General features: G+C 39.7%; 17 protein-coding genes and 1 tRNA gene. 7 read left to right on the plus strand and 11 right to left on the minus strand.

Features of this window, described 5'->3' with window-relative positions; translation table 11 throughout:
- Positions 1-2 precede the first annotated feature (2 nt).
- Both AA977_RS05370 and AA977_RS05375 read right to left on the minus strand, forming a co-directional pair.
- The gene (locus tag AA977_RS05370; RefSeq protein ID WP_064434863.1) at positions 3-1259 is read right to left on the minus strand and encodes a NupC/NupG family nucleoside CNT transporter; all 1257 of its coding nucleotides are present in this window, start codon (positions 1257-1259) and stop codon (positions 3-5) included.
- Positions 1260-1360: 101 nt separating this feature from the next.
- Positions 1361-1438: transfer RNA gene (locus AA977_RS05375), tRNA-Met, on the minus strand.
- A gap of 178 nt (positions 1439-1616) precedes the next feature.
- On the opposite strand from AA977_RS05375, the gene AA977_RS05380 reads away from it, so the two are divergent.
- Both AA977_RS05380 and AA977_RS05385 read left to right on the plus strand, forming a co-directional pair.
- The gene (locus AA977_RS05380; protein WP_366648817.1) at positions 1617-2909 is read left to right on the plus strand and encodes an MFS transporter; all 1293 of its coding nucleotides are present in this window, start codon (positions 1617-1619) and stop codon (positions 2907-2909) included.
- An 18-nt stretch (positions 2910-2927) separates the two neighbouring features.
- Positions 2928-3689 carry a tRNA 2-thiocytidine biosynthesis TtcA family protein gene (locus AA977_RS05385; protein WP_064434865.1) on the plus strand — a complete coding sequence of 254 codons (762 nt, stop codon included), beginning with the start codon at positions 2928-2930 and terminating at the stop codon, positions 3687-3689.
- An 8-nt stretch (positions 3690-3697) separates the two neighbouring features.
- Here the strand turns inward: AA977_RS05385 and AA977_RS05390 are convergent, their stop codons facing one another.
- The 3 genes from AA977_RS05390 to AA977_RS05400 all read right to left on the minus strand — a co-directional run bounded on the left by AA977_RS05390 (position 3698) and on the right by AA977_RS05400 (position 7589).
- Positions 3698-4849 (minus strand): cation:proton antiporter, encoded by a 1152-nt coding sequence (locus AA977_RS05390; protein ID WP_064434866.1) that lies wholly within the window; start codon positions 4847-4849, stop codon positions 3698-3700.
- Between the two features lie 24 nt (positions 4850-4873).
- Complete coding sequence (locus tag AA977_RS05395; protein WP_064434867.1) at positions 4874-6253, minus strand: HP1184 family multidrug efflux MATE transporter; 1380 nt, start codon at positions 6251-6253, stop codon at positions 4874-4876.
- Positions 6254-6413: 160 nt separating this feature from the next.
- Positions 6414-7589 (minus strand): sugar transporter, encoded by a 1176-nt coding sequence (locus AA977_RS05400; RefSeq protein WP_064434868.1) that lies wholly within the window; start codon positions 7587-7589, stop codon positions 6414-6416.
- Positions 7590-7875: 286 nt separating this feature from the next.
- Between AA977_RS05400 and AA977_RS05405 the strand changes: the two genes are divergently transcribed.
- Entirely contained in the window at positions 7876-8619 is a 744-nt protein-coding gene (locus AA977_RS05405; RefSeq protein WP_064434869.1) for a carbonic anhydrase, read from the plus strand.
- A gap of 106 nt (positions 8620-8725) precedes the next feature.
- The gene (locus AA977_RS05410; RefSeq protein ID WP_064434870.1) at positions 8726-10549 is read left to right on the plus strand and encodes a hypothetical protein; all 1824 of its coding nucleotides are present in this window, start codon (positions 8726-8728) and stop codon (positions 10547-10549) included.
- Positions 10550-10734: 185 nt separating this feature from the next.
- Here the strand turns inward: AA977_RS05410 and asd are convergent, their stop codons facing one another.
- Both asd and hisS read right to left on the minus strand, forming a co-directional pair.
- Positions 10735-11775: an aspartate-semialdehyde dehydrogenase gene (asd, locus tag AA977_RS05415; protein ID WP_064434871.1), complete on the minus strand. Its 1041-nt coding sequence runs from the start codon at positions 11773-11775 to the stop codon at positions 10735-10737.
- Entirely contained in the window at positions 11762-13090 is a 1329-nt protein-coding gene (gene hisS, locus AA977_RS05420) for a histidine--tRNA ligase (protein ID WP_064434872.1), read from the minus strand. Before hisS ends, asd begins: the two co-directional genes overlap by 14 nt.
- Positions 13091-13151: 61 nt before the next feature.
- On the opposite strand from hisS, the gene waaF reads away from it, so the two are divergent.
- Entirely contained in the window at positions 13152-14201 is a 1050-nt protein-coding gene (gene waaF, locus AA977_RS05425) for a lipopolysaccharide heptosyltransferase II (protein ID WP_064434873.1), read from the plus strand.
- A gap of 170 nt (positions 14202-14371) precedes the next feature.
- Here the strand turns inward: waaF and AA977_RS05430 are convergent, their stop codons facing one another.
- Positions 14372-14590, minus strand: a complete 219-nt coding sequence (locus tag AA977_RS05430) for a hypothetical protein (protein ID WP_000744170.1) — start codon at positions 14588-14590, stop codon at positions 14372-14374.
- A gap of 220 nt (positions 14591-14810) precedes the next feature.
- Here AA977_RS05430 and AA977_RS05435 point away from each other — a divergent pair, with 220 nt between their 5' ends.
- Both AA977_RS05435 and AA977_RS07860 read left to right on the plus strand, forming a co-directional pair.
- Positions 14811-15800 carry an aldo/keto reductase gene (locus tag AA977_RS05435; RefSeq protein WP_064434874.1) on the plus strand — a complete coding sequence of 330 codons (990 nt, stop codon included), beginning with the start codon at positions 14811-14813 and terminating at the stop codon, positions 15798-15800.
- A gap of 119 nt (positions 15801-15919) precedes the next feature.
- Positions 15920-16072, plus strand: coding sequence for a hypothetical protein (locus AA977_RS07860; protein WP_154811940.1), 153 nt, complete (start codon positions 15920-15922; stop codon positions 16070-16072).
- A 211-nt stretch (positions 16073-16283) separates the two neighbouring features.
- Here the strand turns inward: AA977_RS07860 and fusA are convergent, their stop codons facing one another.
- The 3 genes from fusA to rpsL are packed head-to-tail and all read right to left on the minus strand — an operon-like array spanning position 16284 to position 19264.
- The gene (fusA, locus tag AA977_RS05440) at positions 16284-18362 is read right to left on the minus strand and encodes an elongation factor G (protein ID WP_064434875.1); all 2079 of its coding nucleotides are present in this window, start codon (positions 18360-18362) and stop codon (positions 16284-16286) included.
- Positions 18363-18373: 11 nt separating this feature from the next.
- Positions 18374-18841 (minus strand): 30S ribosomal protein S7, encoded by a 468-nt coding sequence (gene rpsG, locus AA977_RS05445; protein ID WP_001254357.1) that lies wholly within the window; start codon positions 18839-18841, stop codon positions 18374-18376.
- 15 nt (positions 18842-18856) lie between these two features.
- Positions 18857-19264: a 30S ribosomal protein S12 gene (gene rpsL, locus AA977_RS05450; protein WP_001142322.1), complete on the minus strand. Its 408-nt coding sequence runs from the start codon at positions 19262-19264 to the stop codon at positions 18857-18859.
- Between the last annotated feature and the right edge of the window lie 77 nt (positions 19265-19341).

A 19341-nucleotide genomic window follows, 5' to 3' on the forward strand; every position in this document is an offset into this window, starting at 1 on the left:
TTTTAATGAGCGTTTAGCCCTATGAATAGCCCGGCGATAGTCGCACTCATGAAATTAGAAAGCGTGCCTGCAAGCACCGCTTTTAAAGCGAGCCTTGCAATGAGATCTTTCTTATTAGGCACTAAATTACCAAGCCCACCAATGAGCATAGCGACTGAACTTAAATTCGCAAAACCGCACAACGCAAAAGTGATGATCGCTTTAGTTTTTTCGCTTAAAATTAAAGGAGGGTTATCGCCCAAATAAGGCAATAATTGCATATAGCCCACAAATTCATTGAGAGCGATTTTAATGCCTATGATTTCCCCGGCAATCCCGGCTTGACTCCAAGGAATGCCTAACATAAAGGCTAAAGGCTTTAAAAGAGCGCCTAAAATTAATCCTAAAGACAAATTCTCCATGCCTAAAAATCCCCCTACAACCCCTAAAAGCCCGTTAATGAGTGCAAGCATTCCCACAAAGGCTAAAAGCATCGCTCCCACATGCAAGGCTAAATGAAGCCCTGTGCTTGCCCCATTAGCGATAGCTTCTATAGCATTGACATGCTTTTCTACGGAAACATCCATGCGGTTAGAGATTTTTTCATTTTGCGGATAGATGATTTTAGCGAACAACAAACCCCCGGGAGCGGACATAAATGAAGCAGCGATCAAATAAGGCAAAGGAATGCCCATGCTCGCATACCCGGCCAACACAGGCCCTGCAACGCTCGCCATGCCCACGCACATGACCGCAAAAATCTCTGAATCGCTCATGCTTTTCAAATAAGGCTTAATGACTAGGGGTGCTTCGGTGTGCGCGACAAAAATATTAGCCGCTGCACTCATGCTTTCTGCTTTAGAAGTGCCTAAACATTTTCGCAACGCCCCACCAATGAGATTGATCACTAAAGGCATGATTTTTAAATAATATAAAAGCGAAATCAAGCTAGCAAAAAAGATAATTATCGCTAAAACATTGATCGCAAAAATAAACCCCCCTATCCCTTGATCGCCTTTGGCGTTTGGAGCGAGATTGCCAAATAAGAAGCGCACCCCCTCATAGCCGTAAGAAATTACGCTTTGTATGCCACTAGCTAAACTTTGGAGTATTTCCCTACCTAAAGGCACATATAAAGCAAACGCTCCTAAAGCCACCTGGATCACAAACGCAATGATAATCGTGCGATAATTAATAGCCCTTTTATTGCCAGAAAAAACCCAAGCAATAAGAAAAAGCACCGCCATCCCTACAACACTAAAAAGAGAGCTAGAAATCATCGTCAAATCCCTAAGAAATTTAAAAGATGCAACGCTATTGTAGTTTAGATTTTCTAAAAAAAAGATTAAATGGAGTTTAAACGAATATTAAATCAAAATCATGGTGTCAAGAGGGGGACTTGAACCCCCGACCTCCGGCTTATGAGACCAGCGCTCTAAACCAGCTGAGCTACCTTGACACAAGCAAATATAAAATGATAAAAAATAAAGAATAGATTATACAAAAAATTTTCTTAAAAATCCATTAAAATTTTATTATTAATCCTACTTTCCTAAATTAATAATAAAAATTGGATATTTTCTTGTAAAATACTGCACATGTTTAAGAAAATTTTTCCATTGGCGTTAGTGTCGTCGTTGCGGTTTTTAGGGCTTTTTATTGTCTTGCCTGTTATTAGCTTGTATGCGGATAGTTTCCATTCAAGCAGTCCCCTACTCGTGGGTTTAGCGGTGGGCGGAGCGTATCTTACGCAGATTATCTTTCAAACCCCCATGGGCATTCTTAGCGATAAGATAGGCCGTAAAGTGGTGGTGGTGGTGTGCTTGTTATTGTTTTTAATAGGCTCATTAGTGTGCTTTATAGCGAACGATATTGTTTGGCTCGTTATCGGGCGCTTCATTCAAGGCATGGGGGCTTTAGGGGGGGTCGTTAGCGCGATGGTGGCTGATGAAGTGAAAGAAGAAGAGCGCACCAAAGCCATGGCCATCATGGGGGCGTTTATTTTCATTAGCTTTACCATAAGCATGGCGATTGGTCCGGGAGTTGTGGCGTTTTTTGGGGACGCGAAATGGCTCTTTTTGCTCACAGCGATCTTAACTCTATTGAGTTTATTGATGCTTTTAAAAGTCAAAGACGCCCCTAAAATTTCTTATCAAATCAACAATAAAACAGCTTACCAACCCAACTCCAAAGCCTTGTATCTCTTGTATCTAAGCTCTTTTTTTGAAAAAGCGTTCATGACGCTTATTTTTGTGCTGATCCCTTTAGCCTTAGTGAATGAATTCCATAAAGATGAAAGCTTTTTAATCTTGGTGTATGTGCCTGGAGCCTTGCTAGGGGTTTTAAGCATGGGAGTAGCGAGCGTTATGGCTGAAAAATACAATAAGCCTAAGGGGGTGATGCTTTCTGGCGTATTGTTGTTTATTGTGAGTTATTTGTGTTTGTTTTTAGCGGACTCTAGCTTTTTGGGTAAATATTTATGGCTTTTTATTGTTGGGGTGGCGTTTTTCTTTATTGGCTTTGCCACCTTAGAGCCTATCATGCAATCTTTAGCGTCTAAGTTCGCTAAAGTGCATGAAAAAGGCAAGGTTTTAGGGCAATTCACTACTTTTGGCTATTTAGGGAGCTTTGTTGGGGGCGTGAGCGGGGGGTTGAGCTACCATCGTTTAGGCGTTTCTAACACAAGTTTAATCGTTGTAGCTTTAGGGCTTATTTGGGGTTTATCGCTCTTTTTGCTCCATAACCCTTCCAAGCAAAAAAATGTTTATTTCCCCTTAGACGCCTACAATGAGGAACAATTTGAAACTTTAGGGGATAAAATTATTGAATGGTATGTCAATATTAGCGAAGAAATCATTATTGTGAAATATAATTCCGATCACATTAGCGAAGAAGAAATCATTCACTTAGCGCAAAACTTTAGAAAATAAAACCATCAAGGATCAAAAATGACCTATGAAATTTCTAAAAAAGTCTTGCACATTGTGGGCAAGACAAACGCCACCTACAAACTCATAGAAGAAGGCGATAAAATCCTATTAGGATTGAGTGGGGGCAAAGATTCTATCATGCTCGCTTGCATTTTAGCCAGAATGCAAAAACATGCCCCTTTCAAATTTGACTTTAAAGCGGTTACCGTGCATTATGGTTTGGGCGAAGATTTGAAATGGTTGAGCGATTTGTGTAAAGAGCAAGGCATTGAGCATGAGATCATTTACACACAAATCGCTGCCACTATCAATGAAAAACGCCGTGAAAAAAGCTCGTTTTGTTCGTTTTGCTCCCGTTTGAGAAGAGGGACTTTGTATTCTAAGGCTTTAGAAGAAGGCTATAATAAAGTCGCTATCGCGCACCATTTAGACGATGCGGTGGAAAGCTTTTTTATGAATTTCACTTATAACGGGAGTTTAAGGAGCATGCCCCCTATTTATAGGGCTGAAAACGGCTTGTTGGTGATCCGCCCTTTGATTAAAGTGCGCGAAGCTAGCAGTATTCATTTTGTTACTTCTCAAAATATCCCTGTCGCCCCTGATTGCAATTGCCCAGCCAAACAGCCCACCTCTGATAAACCCCCTATCGCGCGATTAGCCACCAAAAATTTCTTAAAAGAAATGCAAAACTTACACCCTCGCTTCTTTGACAGCTTAGAAAATGCGTTCAGTAATGTCCAAGCGAGCAGTTTTAGCGACGCTAGATATTTAGACGCTTAAGCTTTTATCTAAGCTTTTTTGTTGAGGATTTTAATCGCAATCGTGAATAGCACCCCTTCAAAGATAGCTGCCATGAGCAGTGCGTAGTAGGTGTTTTGCGAGATCGCTTGCGCTTTTAAACCGACTGCAGCCGTGGTAACTAAAAAAGTTAAAGGCATAGAAGCCCCTAATGCAAATGAAAATAAATGCTTAGCTTCTTTAAAATATTTGCGCCACAATAAAGTTGAAGTGATTAAATGCAAACTTAACATGGCTATGACGATCAATATCCCTTGAAGAATCAAATGCGGGTTTAAAAACACTAATTTTAAGTCTAAAGTAGAGCCTACATGGATGAAAAACAAAGGCACAAAAAACCCAAAACCCACATCATTAAGCTTATGGAATAACTCTGATTTATGGGGGAAAAAAGTAGAAACGACTAACCCCGCTAAAAACGCCCCTAAAACCATTTCTATTTTGAGCCACACCACGATCGCCACTAATGAAAAAAAGAGCATGAGCGAAAAGCGCACATCTTGGTTAAACTGACTGCTCTTAGGCATCACAAAAAGCCTTAAATGCGGGAACCACCAGAACAAAGTCTTAAAGATTTGAAACGCCACGATGATTAAGATTAAAAAGACAATAAGAATGCCTAAATCTTTAACCAATTCCATGCCCAAACCATGCGAATACACCCCATCTACTACCACTAAACCAAAAATGCTTAATAATTCCCCAATAACGCCCACTTTTAAAACCAGATCAAGCCACAAAATTTCTTTGCGATAATCCTTGACTAAAGTCATGATCATGCCCAAACTGATAATAGGGAAAATCACCATAAAAATAGGCTCTAAATTAAGGCTAAAAGTAAGGATGAACGAAAGCGTGTATAAAATCAATAAATAAGCAAAAATGCGTTTTAAAAGAGAAACCCCTAATTTTTTAAACAAATAAATCTCTACTTCCAAACCGCACAAAAACATTAAAAATAAAAAGCCAATTTCGGACATGATTTCAAAGCCCTTAGTAGGCTCAATAAAACCCACATACGCCCCAATAGACCCAAATAAAATCTCCACGACCGTGATGGGCAAACGAGAGATTCTGGACATATAGGGGGCCATCACGATTAAAAGCATGATGAGCGCAAAAGTGAAAAATTCTGCATGCATGGCTTAATTTTACCCTAATATTGGTTAAGTTTTCACAGCGATAGGGTTTTTCTCTTTGTAAGTAATGAAAACCCCTTTTTTGATTTCATAATAAGTTACCCCTAACGCTACTAAAAACGCTAAAAATTGTGCGATAGGGTAAGTTACCCAAATGCCATTAATCCCATAGAAATGGTTTAAAATCGGTAATAAAACAACGATAAACCCTAGCGTGTGCGAAAGGGTGATGATAAACGAACTTCTAGTGCGCTGGATAGATTGGAAAAACACCGCACACAATAAAGTCATGCCCAAAAAAACATAGCCCACATAATAAATATTCATCGCTCTTTTAGTCTCTTGCATAAAGAGCGCGTCTTGTTCGCTTGGCTGCAAATAAAGCTTGATTAAAAATTCATCTAAAAAATAATAAACGCCATAGAAAAAAACCCCCACGCAAAACGCCACCTTCAAGCCAAAAACAAACACCTCTTTGACGCGCTTTAAACTCTTAGCCCCATAGCTAAAGCTCGCAATGGGTTGGATGCCTTGGGAAATCGCAAACAAAGTCGTAAAAAAGATAATCGCATTATACATAACGATCCCATACATGCTCACAAACCTTTCCCCTGCCGTGTGCATGATAGCAGTATTAAACAATAAAATCATAATAGAGGCGCTAAATTCTGCCGTGCTTTGAGGCACACCGCTTTTAGCTGAAGAAATGACCGAAGACAAAGAAAATCGTTTGATGAAATACAACTGCCCTTTTTTAAACCAAAAGTGCTGCATCAAAACTAAAACCCCTATCGCATGCCCTATCACCGTGGCTATTGCGCTGCCTTGAACCCCCATTTCCAAAACAAAAATAAACAAGTAATTGAAAAAGATATTCGCTAACGAGCCAACCAACATCGCCACCATCGCTAAAATGGGCCGTTTGTCATTCACCACAAAAACATCCGCTAAAGGGTGTAAGACCATAAAAACCGCACCCATTAAAATGATTTCAATGTAGCGTTTGGACATGCCTAATAAAGCGTCATTGCTCCCAAAAAAGCGCGCAATATTTTCACTAAAAGGCAATAACGCCATGCTCAAAATAAAGGCGCTTATAGCGACAAAATAAAACACGCTGCTAAACACAAGCCTGGCTCTATGGGTTTTATTTTGGCCTAAAAAATACCCCACAATGCTCGTTGCCCCAAAACCAAAAAGCAATTCATACGCTATTAAAGCCGGGAAAATAGGCCATGCGATATTGACTGCTGCAATAGCTTCTTTACCCAGTTTCTTGCCCACAAACATGCCGTCTATCATAGAATAAGTGGAAAGTGAAATCATAGAAAAAGCTAAAGGGATAAAGTAATAAAAAAAGAGCTTCCTGATAGAATCTTTATGCAAATCAATCTTTTTTTTGAGCATTTAAACCACACACCGCTTAAAAATTTGAGACAAATTTTGTTATTTTAACATAAAGAAAGAGACAATTTATCGGCTTGCACATTTGGCTTTAAGCAGCATCGTTAAATTTTAAAAATTATCTTTTAACGCAAAAAAGGATTTTTTCTAGCCAATCCGCCTTTCATGTTTTTTTAAACTTTATCGTAATAAACCTAAGCCAAAAGAGCGCCAACAAACCTAACGCCCCACCCACAAAGCCAATATACCCTAGCCCTAATTGGTGGATCACAATACTGCCAAACAACGCTCCAGCCCCAATCCCCACATTATAACTCCCTGAAAAAATCGCGCTAGCAACATCCGTAGCATCAGGCGCTAATTGCAACACCCTCATTTGTAACGCAATAGTGAGCGAAGTGATCCCCACCCCCCATAAAAAAATCTGTAAAAAGACCACCCATTCTAAGTTTTTAAACACAAACAGCAAGAGTTGCGGGCAAATGACTAAAACCATTGCAAAAGCGATAAATTTTCTTGAATTTTTCGCATACAAACGGCCGAATAAAAAACTCCCTGCCACGCCTGCTAACCCAAAAACAAACAGCATTAGCGTCGTAATGTCAGGAGAAAATTGGCTGATTTGAATGATAAAAGGCTCAATATAGCTATAAGTGGTGAAATGCCCAGAAATAACCATGATCACAAGCAAATAAATCCCCACTAAAAGCGGGCGTTTCATTAGTATAGGGACACTTGCGAGCGTGCCGGCGTTCCTGCTCGGTAAAGACGGGAGCAGCCTCCACATAAGCAGCATGATCAACAAAGCAACGCCCCCAATCACGCCAAAAGTGGAGCGCCAATCCAGGATTTGCCCGATGATCCTCCCAAGCGGTAACCCCAAAATCATCGCTAACGAACTCCCTAGCGCTAATAAGCCTAAAGCTTGTTGTTTTTTATTTCTTGGCGCGACACGAATGACTAAAGAAGCCGTAATGGACCAAAAAATAGAGTGGGCAAAAGCGATACCCATACGAGAAATGAGTAACACCCAAAAATTCCACGCTAGCGCTGAAAGGATATGGCTGAGAATAAAAAGGGCAAAAAGAAAGAGCAGTAAGCGTTTCCTTTCAACTTTAGCACTAAGCAGCATCAAGGGCAATGATCCAAGAGATACCACCCATGCATAAGCAGTGATCATAAGCCCCACTGTTGCGCTCTCCATTTCAAAACTTTTCGCAATATCTGATAACAATGCGACAGGGACAAACTCCGTGGTGTTAAAAATAAACGCCGAAAGCGAAAACACAAAAACCCGCATTAAAGCGAATCTTTGATACGATTGTTTAGTCATCATCATTTAAATCTTAATAAGGGGTTAAATTTTTCATTCAATTTGGAAGCTTGGAGTATAAGACAAAAATTTTAATCGCTTGTAAATTGTGGGCTAATGGAAGCTAATATTTTATATTCGCTATTGTAGGCGCATTAATTTCATAGAATTGTTACCATGTAAAACAAAATTTAAAATCATTTTCAACTTTTAACCAATCTATTTTTTATAACTGCAATCGTTATTGATTAAGCGCTAAAATTAGATCATTGCTTTTTAATATTTTAGAATTTTAAAACAAAGGATAATTAAAATGAAAAAAACTTTTTTGATCGCTTTAACGCTTGCAACTTCTCTTATAGGCGCTGAAAAAACCCATTGGGATTATAAAAATAAAGAAAATGGCCCGCACCGCTGGGACAAATTGCACAAAGATTTTGAAGTGTGCAAAAGCGGTAAGAGCCAGTCTCCTATCAACATTGAGCATTATTACCACACGCAAGATAAAGCCGATTTGCAATTCAAATACGCCGCTTCCAAACCTAAAGCGGTCTTTTTCACTCATCATACCTTAAAAGCTTCGTTTGAGCCGACTAATCATATCAATTATAGAGAGCATGACTATGTGCTGGATAATGTGCATTTCCACGCCCCTATGGAGTTTTTAATTAATGGTAAAACCAGGCCTTTGAGCGCGCATTTCGTGCATAAAGACGCTAAAGGGCGTTTGTTAGTGTTAGCGATTGGTTTTGAAGAAGGGAAAGAAAACCCAAACCTTGATCCGATTTTAGAAGGCATTCAAAAGAAACAGGATCTTAAAGCCGTGGCTTTAGAAGCTTTCTTGCCTAAAACCATCAATTACTACCATTTTAACGGCTCTCTCACCGCTCCCCCTTGCACAGAAGGAGTGGCATGGTTTGTGATAGAAGAGCCTCTGGAAGTCTCTGCCAAACAATTAGCTGAAATCAAAAAACGCATGAAAAATTCGCCCAACCAACGCCCCGTCCAGCCTGACTACAACACCGTAATCATCAAAAGCTCAGCTGAAACCCGCTAAATTTAAAACCCTCTCTTTTTAAAGAGAGAGGTTAAAATCATTCTTTCTAAAACGCTAAAATTGTAACTGCACAAGCGTTTAAAATCAATTTAAAACGAAAAGGACAATTATGTTGAATTACGATTTTTTAGAAATGGTTGATGAGCCTAGAAAGACACTCTCTTTGACAGAGGCGATTGACAAGGCTATGGAAAACAAAAGTCTAATGAAAGCGACTAAACCTGAATTTAGGGTGTTGGATAAAAGTATGCCCTTAAGCAAGTTTTTAGATGCGGTTGGCGATGAACTCTCACGACTTAAATACGACACAAGCCACAAGACTATTAAAGGCTCTACAATTGAAAGCTCTAATCTTATCAGTATTTATAAAAAGATTGCGAGCGGGCTACCTTTTGGGACTATTTCGGCGTTTAGACCTTTTAGACCTTCCTTTGAAGAGGAATTTACAGAAGAGGAACGAAAAGCACTAATCTATGCTTACAAAAGCGGTTTTGACCCTAAAGATGCGGACAAGATAACTAAATATTGGTTAGACCATTTAGTTGGTGGCTACGCATTCAATCCTATAAAAGTTAGCGACTTCTTTAACCCACAACCTGAAAAAGGTAAAAAGGCGACTGATAAAAAATTTAAAGACTATAAAGAGATGATTGATAAAATTTATCTCACACTTTGTAGAGCATTAGGTAGGTCTTTTGTGGATAAGTTCATAGACGGCAAAGCCACAATGAGAGACTTTATGTCTAGTCCTAAATTTCTTAAAAAATACCGCTACACTCAAAAAGACAATATGCAAAGGACAAGAGAATTAAAATCTCTCCTAGACCAAAAGCGAGATTTCATCGGTTATATTCAAGTGTTGGGGTATTGGAAAGACAACCCTAAAGACAATGTTTTACCCGATAAAGAGACTAGCTTTTTTGTATTCACAAACGAACCTAGTAGCACATTTGATTTAAAAAACCACTTACTATTATGGGGCGAACAATTCAACCAACAAGCGATTTGCTATGGCTCACAAGTTATGGTAAATAAGAATAAGACTTATAGGATAGATTTGATAAGCACAGAACCTAATACTTTTGGCAAGGTATGGACTAGCTTCACAGGGATTAAATTTTCTACACCAAGCGACTTACCACAAGCTCTCACACGCATACAAGACAGCGTTTATACTTTTCTCTCTAGGAGTAAAGGTATCAGTATTGCTAAAATCGTTAAGACAAAGTTAAAAGCGACTTATATGCCTATTGATTACTCCACATTAGGTATAAGGACTATTGCGGAGCATATTAGAAGCAATATTAAAGCACAACAGCAACTCACTCGTGCGTATGGACACCCTAAAGTTTTCACTATGGAAGCAATGAAAGAAAAAGAGCTAAAAGCGATTAAATACATAGAGGGACAAAAATGTGCGGTAAGCGATGATTACAGACAAAGTTACAACCACAACATTAAGGTCAATAACCTTGTCAAAGCGATGAAGCAAGGCAGAAAAGCGAGTAAAAGACTAATAGCGAGCGTCCTTGCTAACACCACCGACACCGATGCAGGTTATTGTTTCATCTCACCGACAGATTTAGCGACACAGCTTGATAGTATCAGCCCTAGACTATCTAAAAGCATCGTTACCGCTATTGACCAAGCAGAGGGAGTAAGACTAACTTACGCTTTGATTGACAAGATTTCGTATAACTCGCTCCACAATATCTTAAATTTCATTTTTGATATTGATAACCCCTTAAGCGACCAATCGTTTAATCAACTAGTAATTGAAGTCCCCAAAGAAGCACTAAAAAATGTGAAGTTACCACAAGTTAAAAATGTATTGACCGCTCAAATCTTTGATGGGGCTTACCATTTTAGAGGCGATGACTATAAATACCAATACCAGACATCACCCGAATTATTGGACATGTTGGAATAAGACGATAGCGCGATTTCATTATTTCAATAGAAATAGCAACTAATGCTATTTCTAAAAACACGCTTTTTTATTTATCAGCGTTAAGACTATTTTGCTTTTTAATGCAGCTTTTTTTAAGAAAAGGGGGTTTTGAAACAATCCCCTTTAACCATAACGCTTTTTTAAGAATGATCGCTCAATCAAACTCAAGCGTTTTTAATGTAATGCAAAGCGATTTTGAGCGCGTTGGTGGCTGCCCCCACTCTTAATTGATCCGCCACGCAAAAGCCGTGCAAAGTTTTCTTGTCAAACAAATCCTTCCTCAAGCGCCCTATATAAGTATTATCAGTGTGGCTCGCTTTTAGGGGCGTGGGGTAAAGATTGTGGCTAAAATCATCGCAAACAACCACGCTAGGGGCGTTTTTTAAGACTTCATAGACTTCTTTGAGATCGAATTCTTTTTCAAAAGCGATACTCAAACTCTCGCTATGACTCCTTAATACCGGCACGCGCACGCAAGTTGCGCTAATAGGGAAATCCACACCCATGATCTTATGGGTTTCATGCACCATTTTTAGCTCTTCTTTCGTGTAGCCATTCTCCTTAAAAACATCAATATGAGCGATCGCATTGAAAGCGATCGGGTAAGCGAAAGCCCCCGCTTGCAAGACTTGGTTTAGATCAGTATTAGGGTCTTTTTCCAAGCATTCTAAAGCGGTTTTTAATTCTCTTTTCAAGCTCTCTATCCCCTTATTCCCTGCCCCGCTTACGGCTTGATAGGTGCTAACCACCACGCTTTTTATCTTAAAATAAAGGTGTAAAGGGTTTAAGATTTGCGTCATTTGAATGGTAGAACAATTGGGGTTAGCGATAATGTTTAAGGGAGCGTTAAAAATTTCTTTGGCGTTGATTTCAGGCACGACTAAAGGCACTTTTTTATCCAGTCTAAAAAAACTCGTGTTATCAATCACTAAAGAAGTTTTTGAAGCGCTTGTAGCGAACTCTTCGCTCACGCTCCCCCCAGCGCTAAAAAAGGCGATGTCTATCTTTTCTTTTTCAAAAACCTCATGCGTGGTTTCTAAAATTTCATGATCTTTATTGAACGCTTTGATCTTTTTACCGGCGCTTCTAACGCTAGCGAGCGGGACAAACTTTTTAATAGGGAAAGAAGAATGTTCTAAACCCTTAATCAACTCTTGCCCTACCGCCCCACTAGCCCCAACAATGGCGACATTATAAGTCTTCATCGTTTTCTCCAATGATTTCAAGGGCTTTTAAAAAGCTCAAACAATTCAGTTGCATGCCTGAATGCATGTTTTTCAAGCTTAAAGTTTCGCTTTTAAATTCTTCTTCGCCAATGATAGCCACAAACTCATGCCCTTTATGGTTGGCGTAAGAAAAGGGTTTTTTGATTTTTTGGGCTTCTGGATAGACTTCGCTAAAAATCCCGCTTTGCCTTAAAGACTCGGCCAAGCGGTTTGCATAAGAAAAATATTCTTCATGCATGCAAGCGATTAGCACTTTAGCCTGGGTGGAGCGCTCATCTAATAATTGCATTTCACTTAAAGCCACAATCAATCGGTCAATCCCAATAGAAGCCCCCACCCCTTGCAAATTTTCTTTAGAAAAATTTTTAGTCAAATGATCGTAACGACCCCCTGAACACACGCTCCCTAAAGATTTCATGTCATTGAGCGTGGTTTCATACACAATCCCTGTATAATACCCCAAGCCCCTAGCGATAGAAAAATCAATCTTATACAGGTTTTGAGAAATTTGCAAATCCCCTAGCCACTGGTATAGCTTTTCTAAATCCTTTATGCCCTGTTTTAGATTTTCATTATAGTCTTTCAAATAAGCAATTTTTTCAAAAAATTCCGCATGGCTTGAATCGTTTTGTTTGATTTGAACCATTTCTAAAAGCTCTTTAATGGTGTTTAGATTTAGATCGCACTCTTTTTTTAATTCTTCTTCAACCCCATTTAAGCCAATCTTTTCTAATTTATCCACAATGCGCAGCACCGCATTCACTTGAGAAATCCCAAAATATTCGCATATTCCGTTCAAAATTTTCCTATGATTAATAGAGACGCAAAAATCTTCTAAATCCAAAGCTTTTAAAGAAGCGATGATCACTTGAATGATCTCAGCATCGCACACCAAGCTCTCGCTCCCTATAAAATCAAAATCGCATTGCGTAAATTCCCTATAACGCCCTTTTTGCGCCCTTTCACCCCTAAAGACATTGCCTATAGCGTAGCGTTTAAAGGGCATGCCTAGCGTTTGGTGGTGCAAAGAAACAAAGCGCGCTAATGGCACGGTCAAATCAAACCTTAACGCCACATCTCTATCTCCATGATCTTTAAAACGATAAATCTCTTTTTGAATATCACTGCTCGCATCAGGCAGTAGCGTTTCAGCGTATTCCAAATGGGGGGTTTCAATCGGCACAAAACCAAAACTTTGAAAAACAACTGAAACTTTAGCGAGCAACTGGGCTTTTTGTATCGCATCTTTAGGCAAGCGGTCTTTAAACCCGCTCAACACTTTAGGGGTAATCATTCCATTTCCTTGTATTTGTATGCTAAAATTTTAGCTTAAAATCTTTAAAAAAGGGCTATTGATGAGCGTAAATGCGCCCAAACGCATGCGTATTTTATTGCGTTTGCCTAATTGGCTAGGCGATGGGGTGATGGCAAGCTCGCTTTTTTACACCCTTAAAAACCACTACCCTAACGCGTATTTTATCTTAGTGGGCCCAACCATTACTTGCGAACTTTTCAAAAAAGATGAAAAAATAGAAGCCGTTTTCATAGATGACACCAAAAAATCCTTTTTCAGGCTGCTAGCCACTTACAAGCTCGCTCAAAAAATAGGGCGTTGCGATATGGCTATCGCTTTAAACAACCATTTTTATTCCGCTTTTTTGCTCTATGCAACAAAAACGCCCGTTCGCATCGGTTTTGCTCAATTTTTTCGCTCTTTTTTCCTTAGCCACGCAATAACTGCTGCCCCCAAAGAGTATCATCAAGTGGAAAAATATTGCTTTTTGTTTTCGCAATTTTTAAAAAAAGAATTGGATCAAAAAAGCGTTTTACCCTTAAAACTAGCCTTTAACCTCCCCGCTCACACCCCAAACACCCCTAAAAAAATCGGCTTTAACCCTAGTGCAAGCTATGGGAGCGCTAAAAGGTGGTTGGCTTCTTATTACGCTGAAGTCGCCACTACTTTGTTAGAAAAAGGGTATGAAATTTATTTTTTTGGGGCTAAAGAAGACGCTATCGTTTCTGAAGGAATTTTAAAATCCGTTAAAGGCTTGTTGAAAAACCCCTTATTATTCCATAACGCTTATAATCTGTGCGGAAAAACCAGCATTGAAGAATTGATAGAGCGCATCGCTATTTTAGATCTATTCATCACTAACGATAGCGGTCCTATGCATGTGGCTGCTGGCACACAAACCCCCTTAATCGCTCTTTTTGGCCCCACTGATGAAAAAGAAACTAGCCCCTATAAAGCCCAAAAAGCCATTGTATTAAACCATCATTTAAGCTGTTCGCCTTGCAAAAAACGAGTCTGCCCCTTAAAGAATGAAAGAAACCATTTGTGCATGAAATCCATCACGCCCCTTGAAGTCCTTCAAGCCGCTTCCACGCTTTTAGAAGAGGGTTAAACGCCCTTTATCTATTTTTTAATGTTTTTAAAAACACGACCATATTGACAAAAATTGAAAAGTCTGTATGCAAAAATTTAAAAAGTGGTAAAAAGTGATAAAAATTGATAGAATGGATAGAGTGGGTTTAAAGAAAGCGTTTTTAAACGCCCCCTTTAAGGCTAAAGCCCTTAAGCTACTGAGTTTTTAGGTTTTTTAGCGTCTTTTTTGTCTTTGTGAGCCACTAATTGAGAGCTTAACTCAGGTTTTTTAGCGTCTTTTTTGTCTTTGTGAGCCACTAATTGAGAGCTTAACTCAGGTTTTTTAGCGTCTTTTTTGTCTTTGTGAGCGTATGCAGAACTCACCGCTAAAACTGATAACAAAACGCCTGTCAAGATTTGCTTTTTCATACGAAAACTCCTTGTGATGATTTTAAAAGCGAGAGAATTATATTTTTCAAAAGTAAATGAATAGAAACCAATCAAATTTTTGATTGATTTGGTGGTTTTGCTACCTTAAAAAATACAACAATTAAAGAAACTTGATATAATTATCTCTGGTTTTAGAAAATTTGACAAAAATTAAGATTGCGGTTATACTGAAAAACCAATATGAAATCAAGGAGTTTGTATGCAACAGCGTCATTTAGGCCCTTTAAAAGTGAGTGCTCTAGCTTTAGGGTGCATGGGCATGACTTATGGGTATGGGGAAGTCCATGATAAAAAGCAGATGGTTAAACTTATCCATAAGGCTTTGGAATTGGGTATCAACTTTTTTGACACTGCAGAGGCTTATGGGGAAGATAATGAAGAACTTTTAGGCGAAGCGATCAAGCCTTTTAGAGACAAGGTTGTGGTAGCGAGCAAGTTTGGGATTTACTACGCAAATCCTAATGACAAATACGCAACTATGTTTTTAGATTCCAGTCCTAGCCGTATTAAGAGCGCTATTGAAGGGAGTTTGAAACGCTTAAAAGTAGAATGCATTGATTTATACTACCAGCACCGTGTGGATACTAACACGCCTATAGAAGAAGTGGCAGAAGTTATGCAAGCTCTTATTAAAGAGGGAAAAATTAAGGCTTGGGGGATGAGTGAAGCAGGGTTATCTAGCATCCAAAAAGCCCATCAAATTTGTCCTTTAAGCGCGTTGCAAAGCGAATATTCCTTGTGGTGGCGCGAACCTGAAAAAGAGATCTTAGGATTTTTAGAAAAAGAAAAAATTGGCTTTGTCGCCTTTTCGCCTTTGGGTAAGGGGTTTTTAGGCGCGAAATTTGAAAAAAATGCCACCTTTGCCAGTGAAGATTTTAGAAGCGTTTCTCCCAGATTTAATCAAGAAAATCTAGCCAAAAATTACGCTTTAGTGGAATTGATCCAAGATCATGCACATGCTAAAGGCGTTACACCAGCCCAACTGGCCCTTTCATGGATTTTGCACACCCAAAAAATCATTGTCCCTCTCTTTGGCACCACCAAAGAATCTAGGCTCATAGAAAATGTAGGGGCTTTGCAAGTTTCTTGGAGTCAAAAAGAATTGGAGGTTTTCCAAAAAGAATTGGCTGCAATCAAAATAGAGGGAGCTCGCTACCCTGAAAGAATCAATAAAATGGTGGATCAATAAAAGTATTGAGTATTTACATTGCGTTGGATCTTTCAAAAGAGATTGAAGCGTTCTTTTCTGTTTGTTAGTGTGTTTTTTCTCTAACAAACTTTTTAAGGCATTTTAGCAAGGCTTTGTTTGTGAAAAATGCCAAAAAGCGTTTTTTAAATACAAAAGATTTTGTCGCTCATCAAGCGGAATTTCTTGTAGGCAGTCTATGGGTTAGGGGGATTTTTAAAGGGCATTGCCGCAAAAACACCCCCTACCCTTTAAGAAAACGAGTTTTATCATGAAATAAAATCTAAACGATTAAACCAAAAACCCCATTTTTAAAAAATTAAAAAAGTTTTAATTACCCCTACTTGATGAAAACAAAGCCAAAAAGCAATTTTACAAACAAATTAAAAGAAAGACTCATTAAAGGATAACCCATAAAAAGCCTTTTTAAAAAGGAGAAAGTTTAAATAGCACAACACCCTTTTTTAAGAGAGTGTTATAATCAAATCAGCCTTTGCGTTTTTCTACAATTTCCTTGGCGATATTGCTAGGCACTTCGCCATAATGGTCAAACTCCATAGAGTAAGTCCCACGCCCTTGGGTAGCTGAACGCAAATCTGTAGAATAACCAAACATTTCCACTAGTGGCACAAAGGCATTCACGATTTTCAAGCCTAATCGGTCGTCCATAGAATTGATTTGCCCTCTTCTTCTATTGAGATCGCCAATCACATCGCCCATGTATTCTTCAGGGACTTCCACTTCCACTTTCATCATAGGCTCTAGTAAAACCGGGTTAGCCGCACGGCTCGCTTCTTTAAACGCCATAGAACCTGCGATTTTAAACGCCATTTCCGAAGAATCCACATCATGGTAGCTCCCATCATAAAGGGTAACTTTAAAATCCACCACCGGATAGCCTGCCAAAACGCCATTTTGCATCGCTTCTTGGATACCCTTATCCACCGCAGGGATATACTCTTTAGGGATCACACCGCCAGAAATTTCATTCACAAATTCATACCCACTGCCTGGCTCTTTAGGCTCAAGCTTGATAAACACATGCCCGTATTGCCCACGACCACCGCTTTGTTTGGCGTATTTATGCTCTTTGCTCACGCTTGAACGGATAGTCTCTCTAAAGGCAACTTGGGGCTGACCAATCTCAGCTTCCACCTTAAACTCTCTTTTTAGCCTATCCACGATGATCTCTAGGTGCAATTCACCCATACCACCAATGAGAGTCTGCCCGGTTTCTTCTTGAGTCATCACCCTAAAGCTTGGATCTTCTTCAGCAAGCTTGCCTAACGCTACGCCCATTTTTTCCTGGTCTGCTTTGGTTTTAGGCTCTACAGCGATGTGAATGACCGGCTCAGGGAATTCCATTCTCTCTAAAACGACTGCATTTTTTTCATCGCAAAGCGTGTCCCCAGTTAGCGTGTCTTTTAAGCCCACAAACGCGCAAATCTCGCCCGCATAAACTTCTTTAATGTCTTCCCTCTTGTTAGAGTGCATTTTAAGAAGCCTTCCCACGCGCTCTTTTTTGTCTTTGGTGGAGTTATACACATAGCTACCGGACTCTAGCTTGCCACGATACACGCGCACAAAAGTGAGCTGGCCCACAAAAGGATCCGTCATGATTTTAAACGCCAAGCCGGCAAATTCGCCATCATCGCTAGACTTCACAAAAACTTCTTCTTCAGTTTTTGGATCAATCCCCTTAATATCCACCACCTCTGTAGGTGCTGGCAAGTAATCAATCACCGCATCCAATAAAGTCTGCACGCCTTTATTTTTAAAAGACGAACCACAAAGCATAGGGACAAGGCTCATGTTCAAACACCCTGTTTTAATGCCTTTTTTGATCTCTTCAACGCTCAATTCTTCACCGCCCAAATACTTTTCCATCAAGGCTTCATCTTGCTCAGCTACAGCTTCTACAAGCTTTTCTCGGTATTCTTTAGCCCTTTCTAATAAGTCGCTAGGGATTTCTTCCACATCGTATTTGGCTCCCATGGTTTCATTATTCCAAACGATCGCTTTCATTTGGACTAAATCAATCACGCCAATAAAAGTGTCTTCAGCCCCAATAGGGATATTGATAGGCACAGGATTCGCTTTCAAGCGTTGTTTGATCTGATTTTCTACATTGTAGAAATTCGCCCCAATCCTATCCATTTTATTGACAAAAACAATCCTAGGCACGCCGTATTTATTCGCTTGACGCCACACGGTCTCGCTTTGAGGTTGCACGCCCCCCACCGAGCAAAACACCGAAACCGCGCCATCTAGCACGCGCATGGATCGTTCCACTTCAATGGTAAAATCCACATGCCCTGGAGTGTCAATCAAATTGATTTGGTGATCCTTCCAAAAGCAAGTCGTTGCCGCAGAAGTGATGGTGATCCCTCTTTCTTTTTCTTGCTCCATCCAGTCCATTGTCGCTGCGCCATCATGCACTTCGCCAATCTTATGGCTCACGCCTGTATAGAATAAAATCCTTTCAGAAGTGGTGGTTTTCCCGGCATCAATGTGAGCGGCGATACCGATATTTCTGATCCTGTTTAATGGGGTTTTTCTAGCCATTCTAACTCCAATTACCAGCGGTAATGCGCGAACGCTTTATTCGCTTCTGCCATTTTATGCACATCTTCTTTTTTCTTAAACGCTGCACCTTTATCGCTAGCTGCATCCATAAGTTCATTAGCCAATCTATCCACCATCATTCTTTCGTTGCGCTTTCTGGTGGCTTCTAAAATCCAACGGATTGATAGCGACTGCTGGCGGCTCGCTCGCACTTCTACCGGCACTTGATAAGTGGCCCCGCCCACTCTTCTGCTGCGCACTTCCACTAAAGGACGCACCCTCTCTAGGGCTTTTTCAAACACTTCAATGCCCTTTTCACCGCTTTTTTCTTCAATCTTATTAAAAGCTTTGTAGATGATTTTTTCCGCTACGCTTTTCTTGCCATCGAACATCATCTTATTGATAAACTTGGTAACCACCTTATTCCCATAAACGGGATCGCCTAAAACCTCCCTAACGGGTGCTTTTCTTCTTCTCATGTGTTTGTTTTCCTCTTATTTTTTCTTGCTGTCTGTTGCTTTCTTGTCGGTTGCTTTAGCTTTTTTAGTCCCATATTTAGAGCGTGAAACCGTTCTTTTATTCACCCCTGCAGTGTCTAAAGCACCACGAACAATATGGTATTTCACACCGGGTAAGTCCTTAACCCTACCCCCACGCACTAACACAATGGAGTGCTCTTGCAAGTTATGCCCCTCACCAGGGATATAACTGATCACTTCAAATTTGCTGGTCAAACGAACCTTAGCAACCTTTCTTAAAGCCGAGTTAGGCTTTTTAGGGGTAGTTGTATAAACCCTAGTACAAACCCCTCTCCTTTGAGGGCATTCCACTAATGCAGGTGATTTGGTTTTTTTAACCACCTTTTTCCTTTCTTTTCTAATCAACTGATTGATAGTAGGCACTATTTTTCCTTATTCTAAAAATTTAAAACTATAAGTCTTTCCATTTTACCCTAATTTTTCTTTTAAAAATCTTAACC

Origin of the sequence: Helicobacter pylori, assembly GCF_001653455.1 — a bacterium.
Lineage (GTDB): Bacteria > Campylobacterota > Campylobacteria > Campylobacterales > Helicobacteraceae > Helicobacter > Helicobacter pylori_A.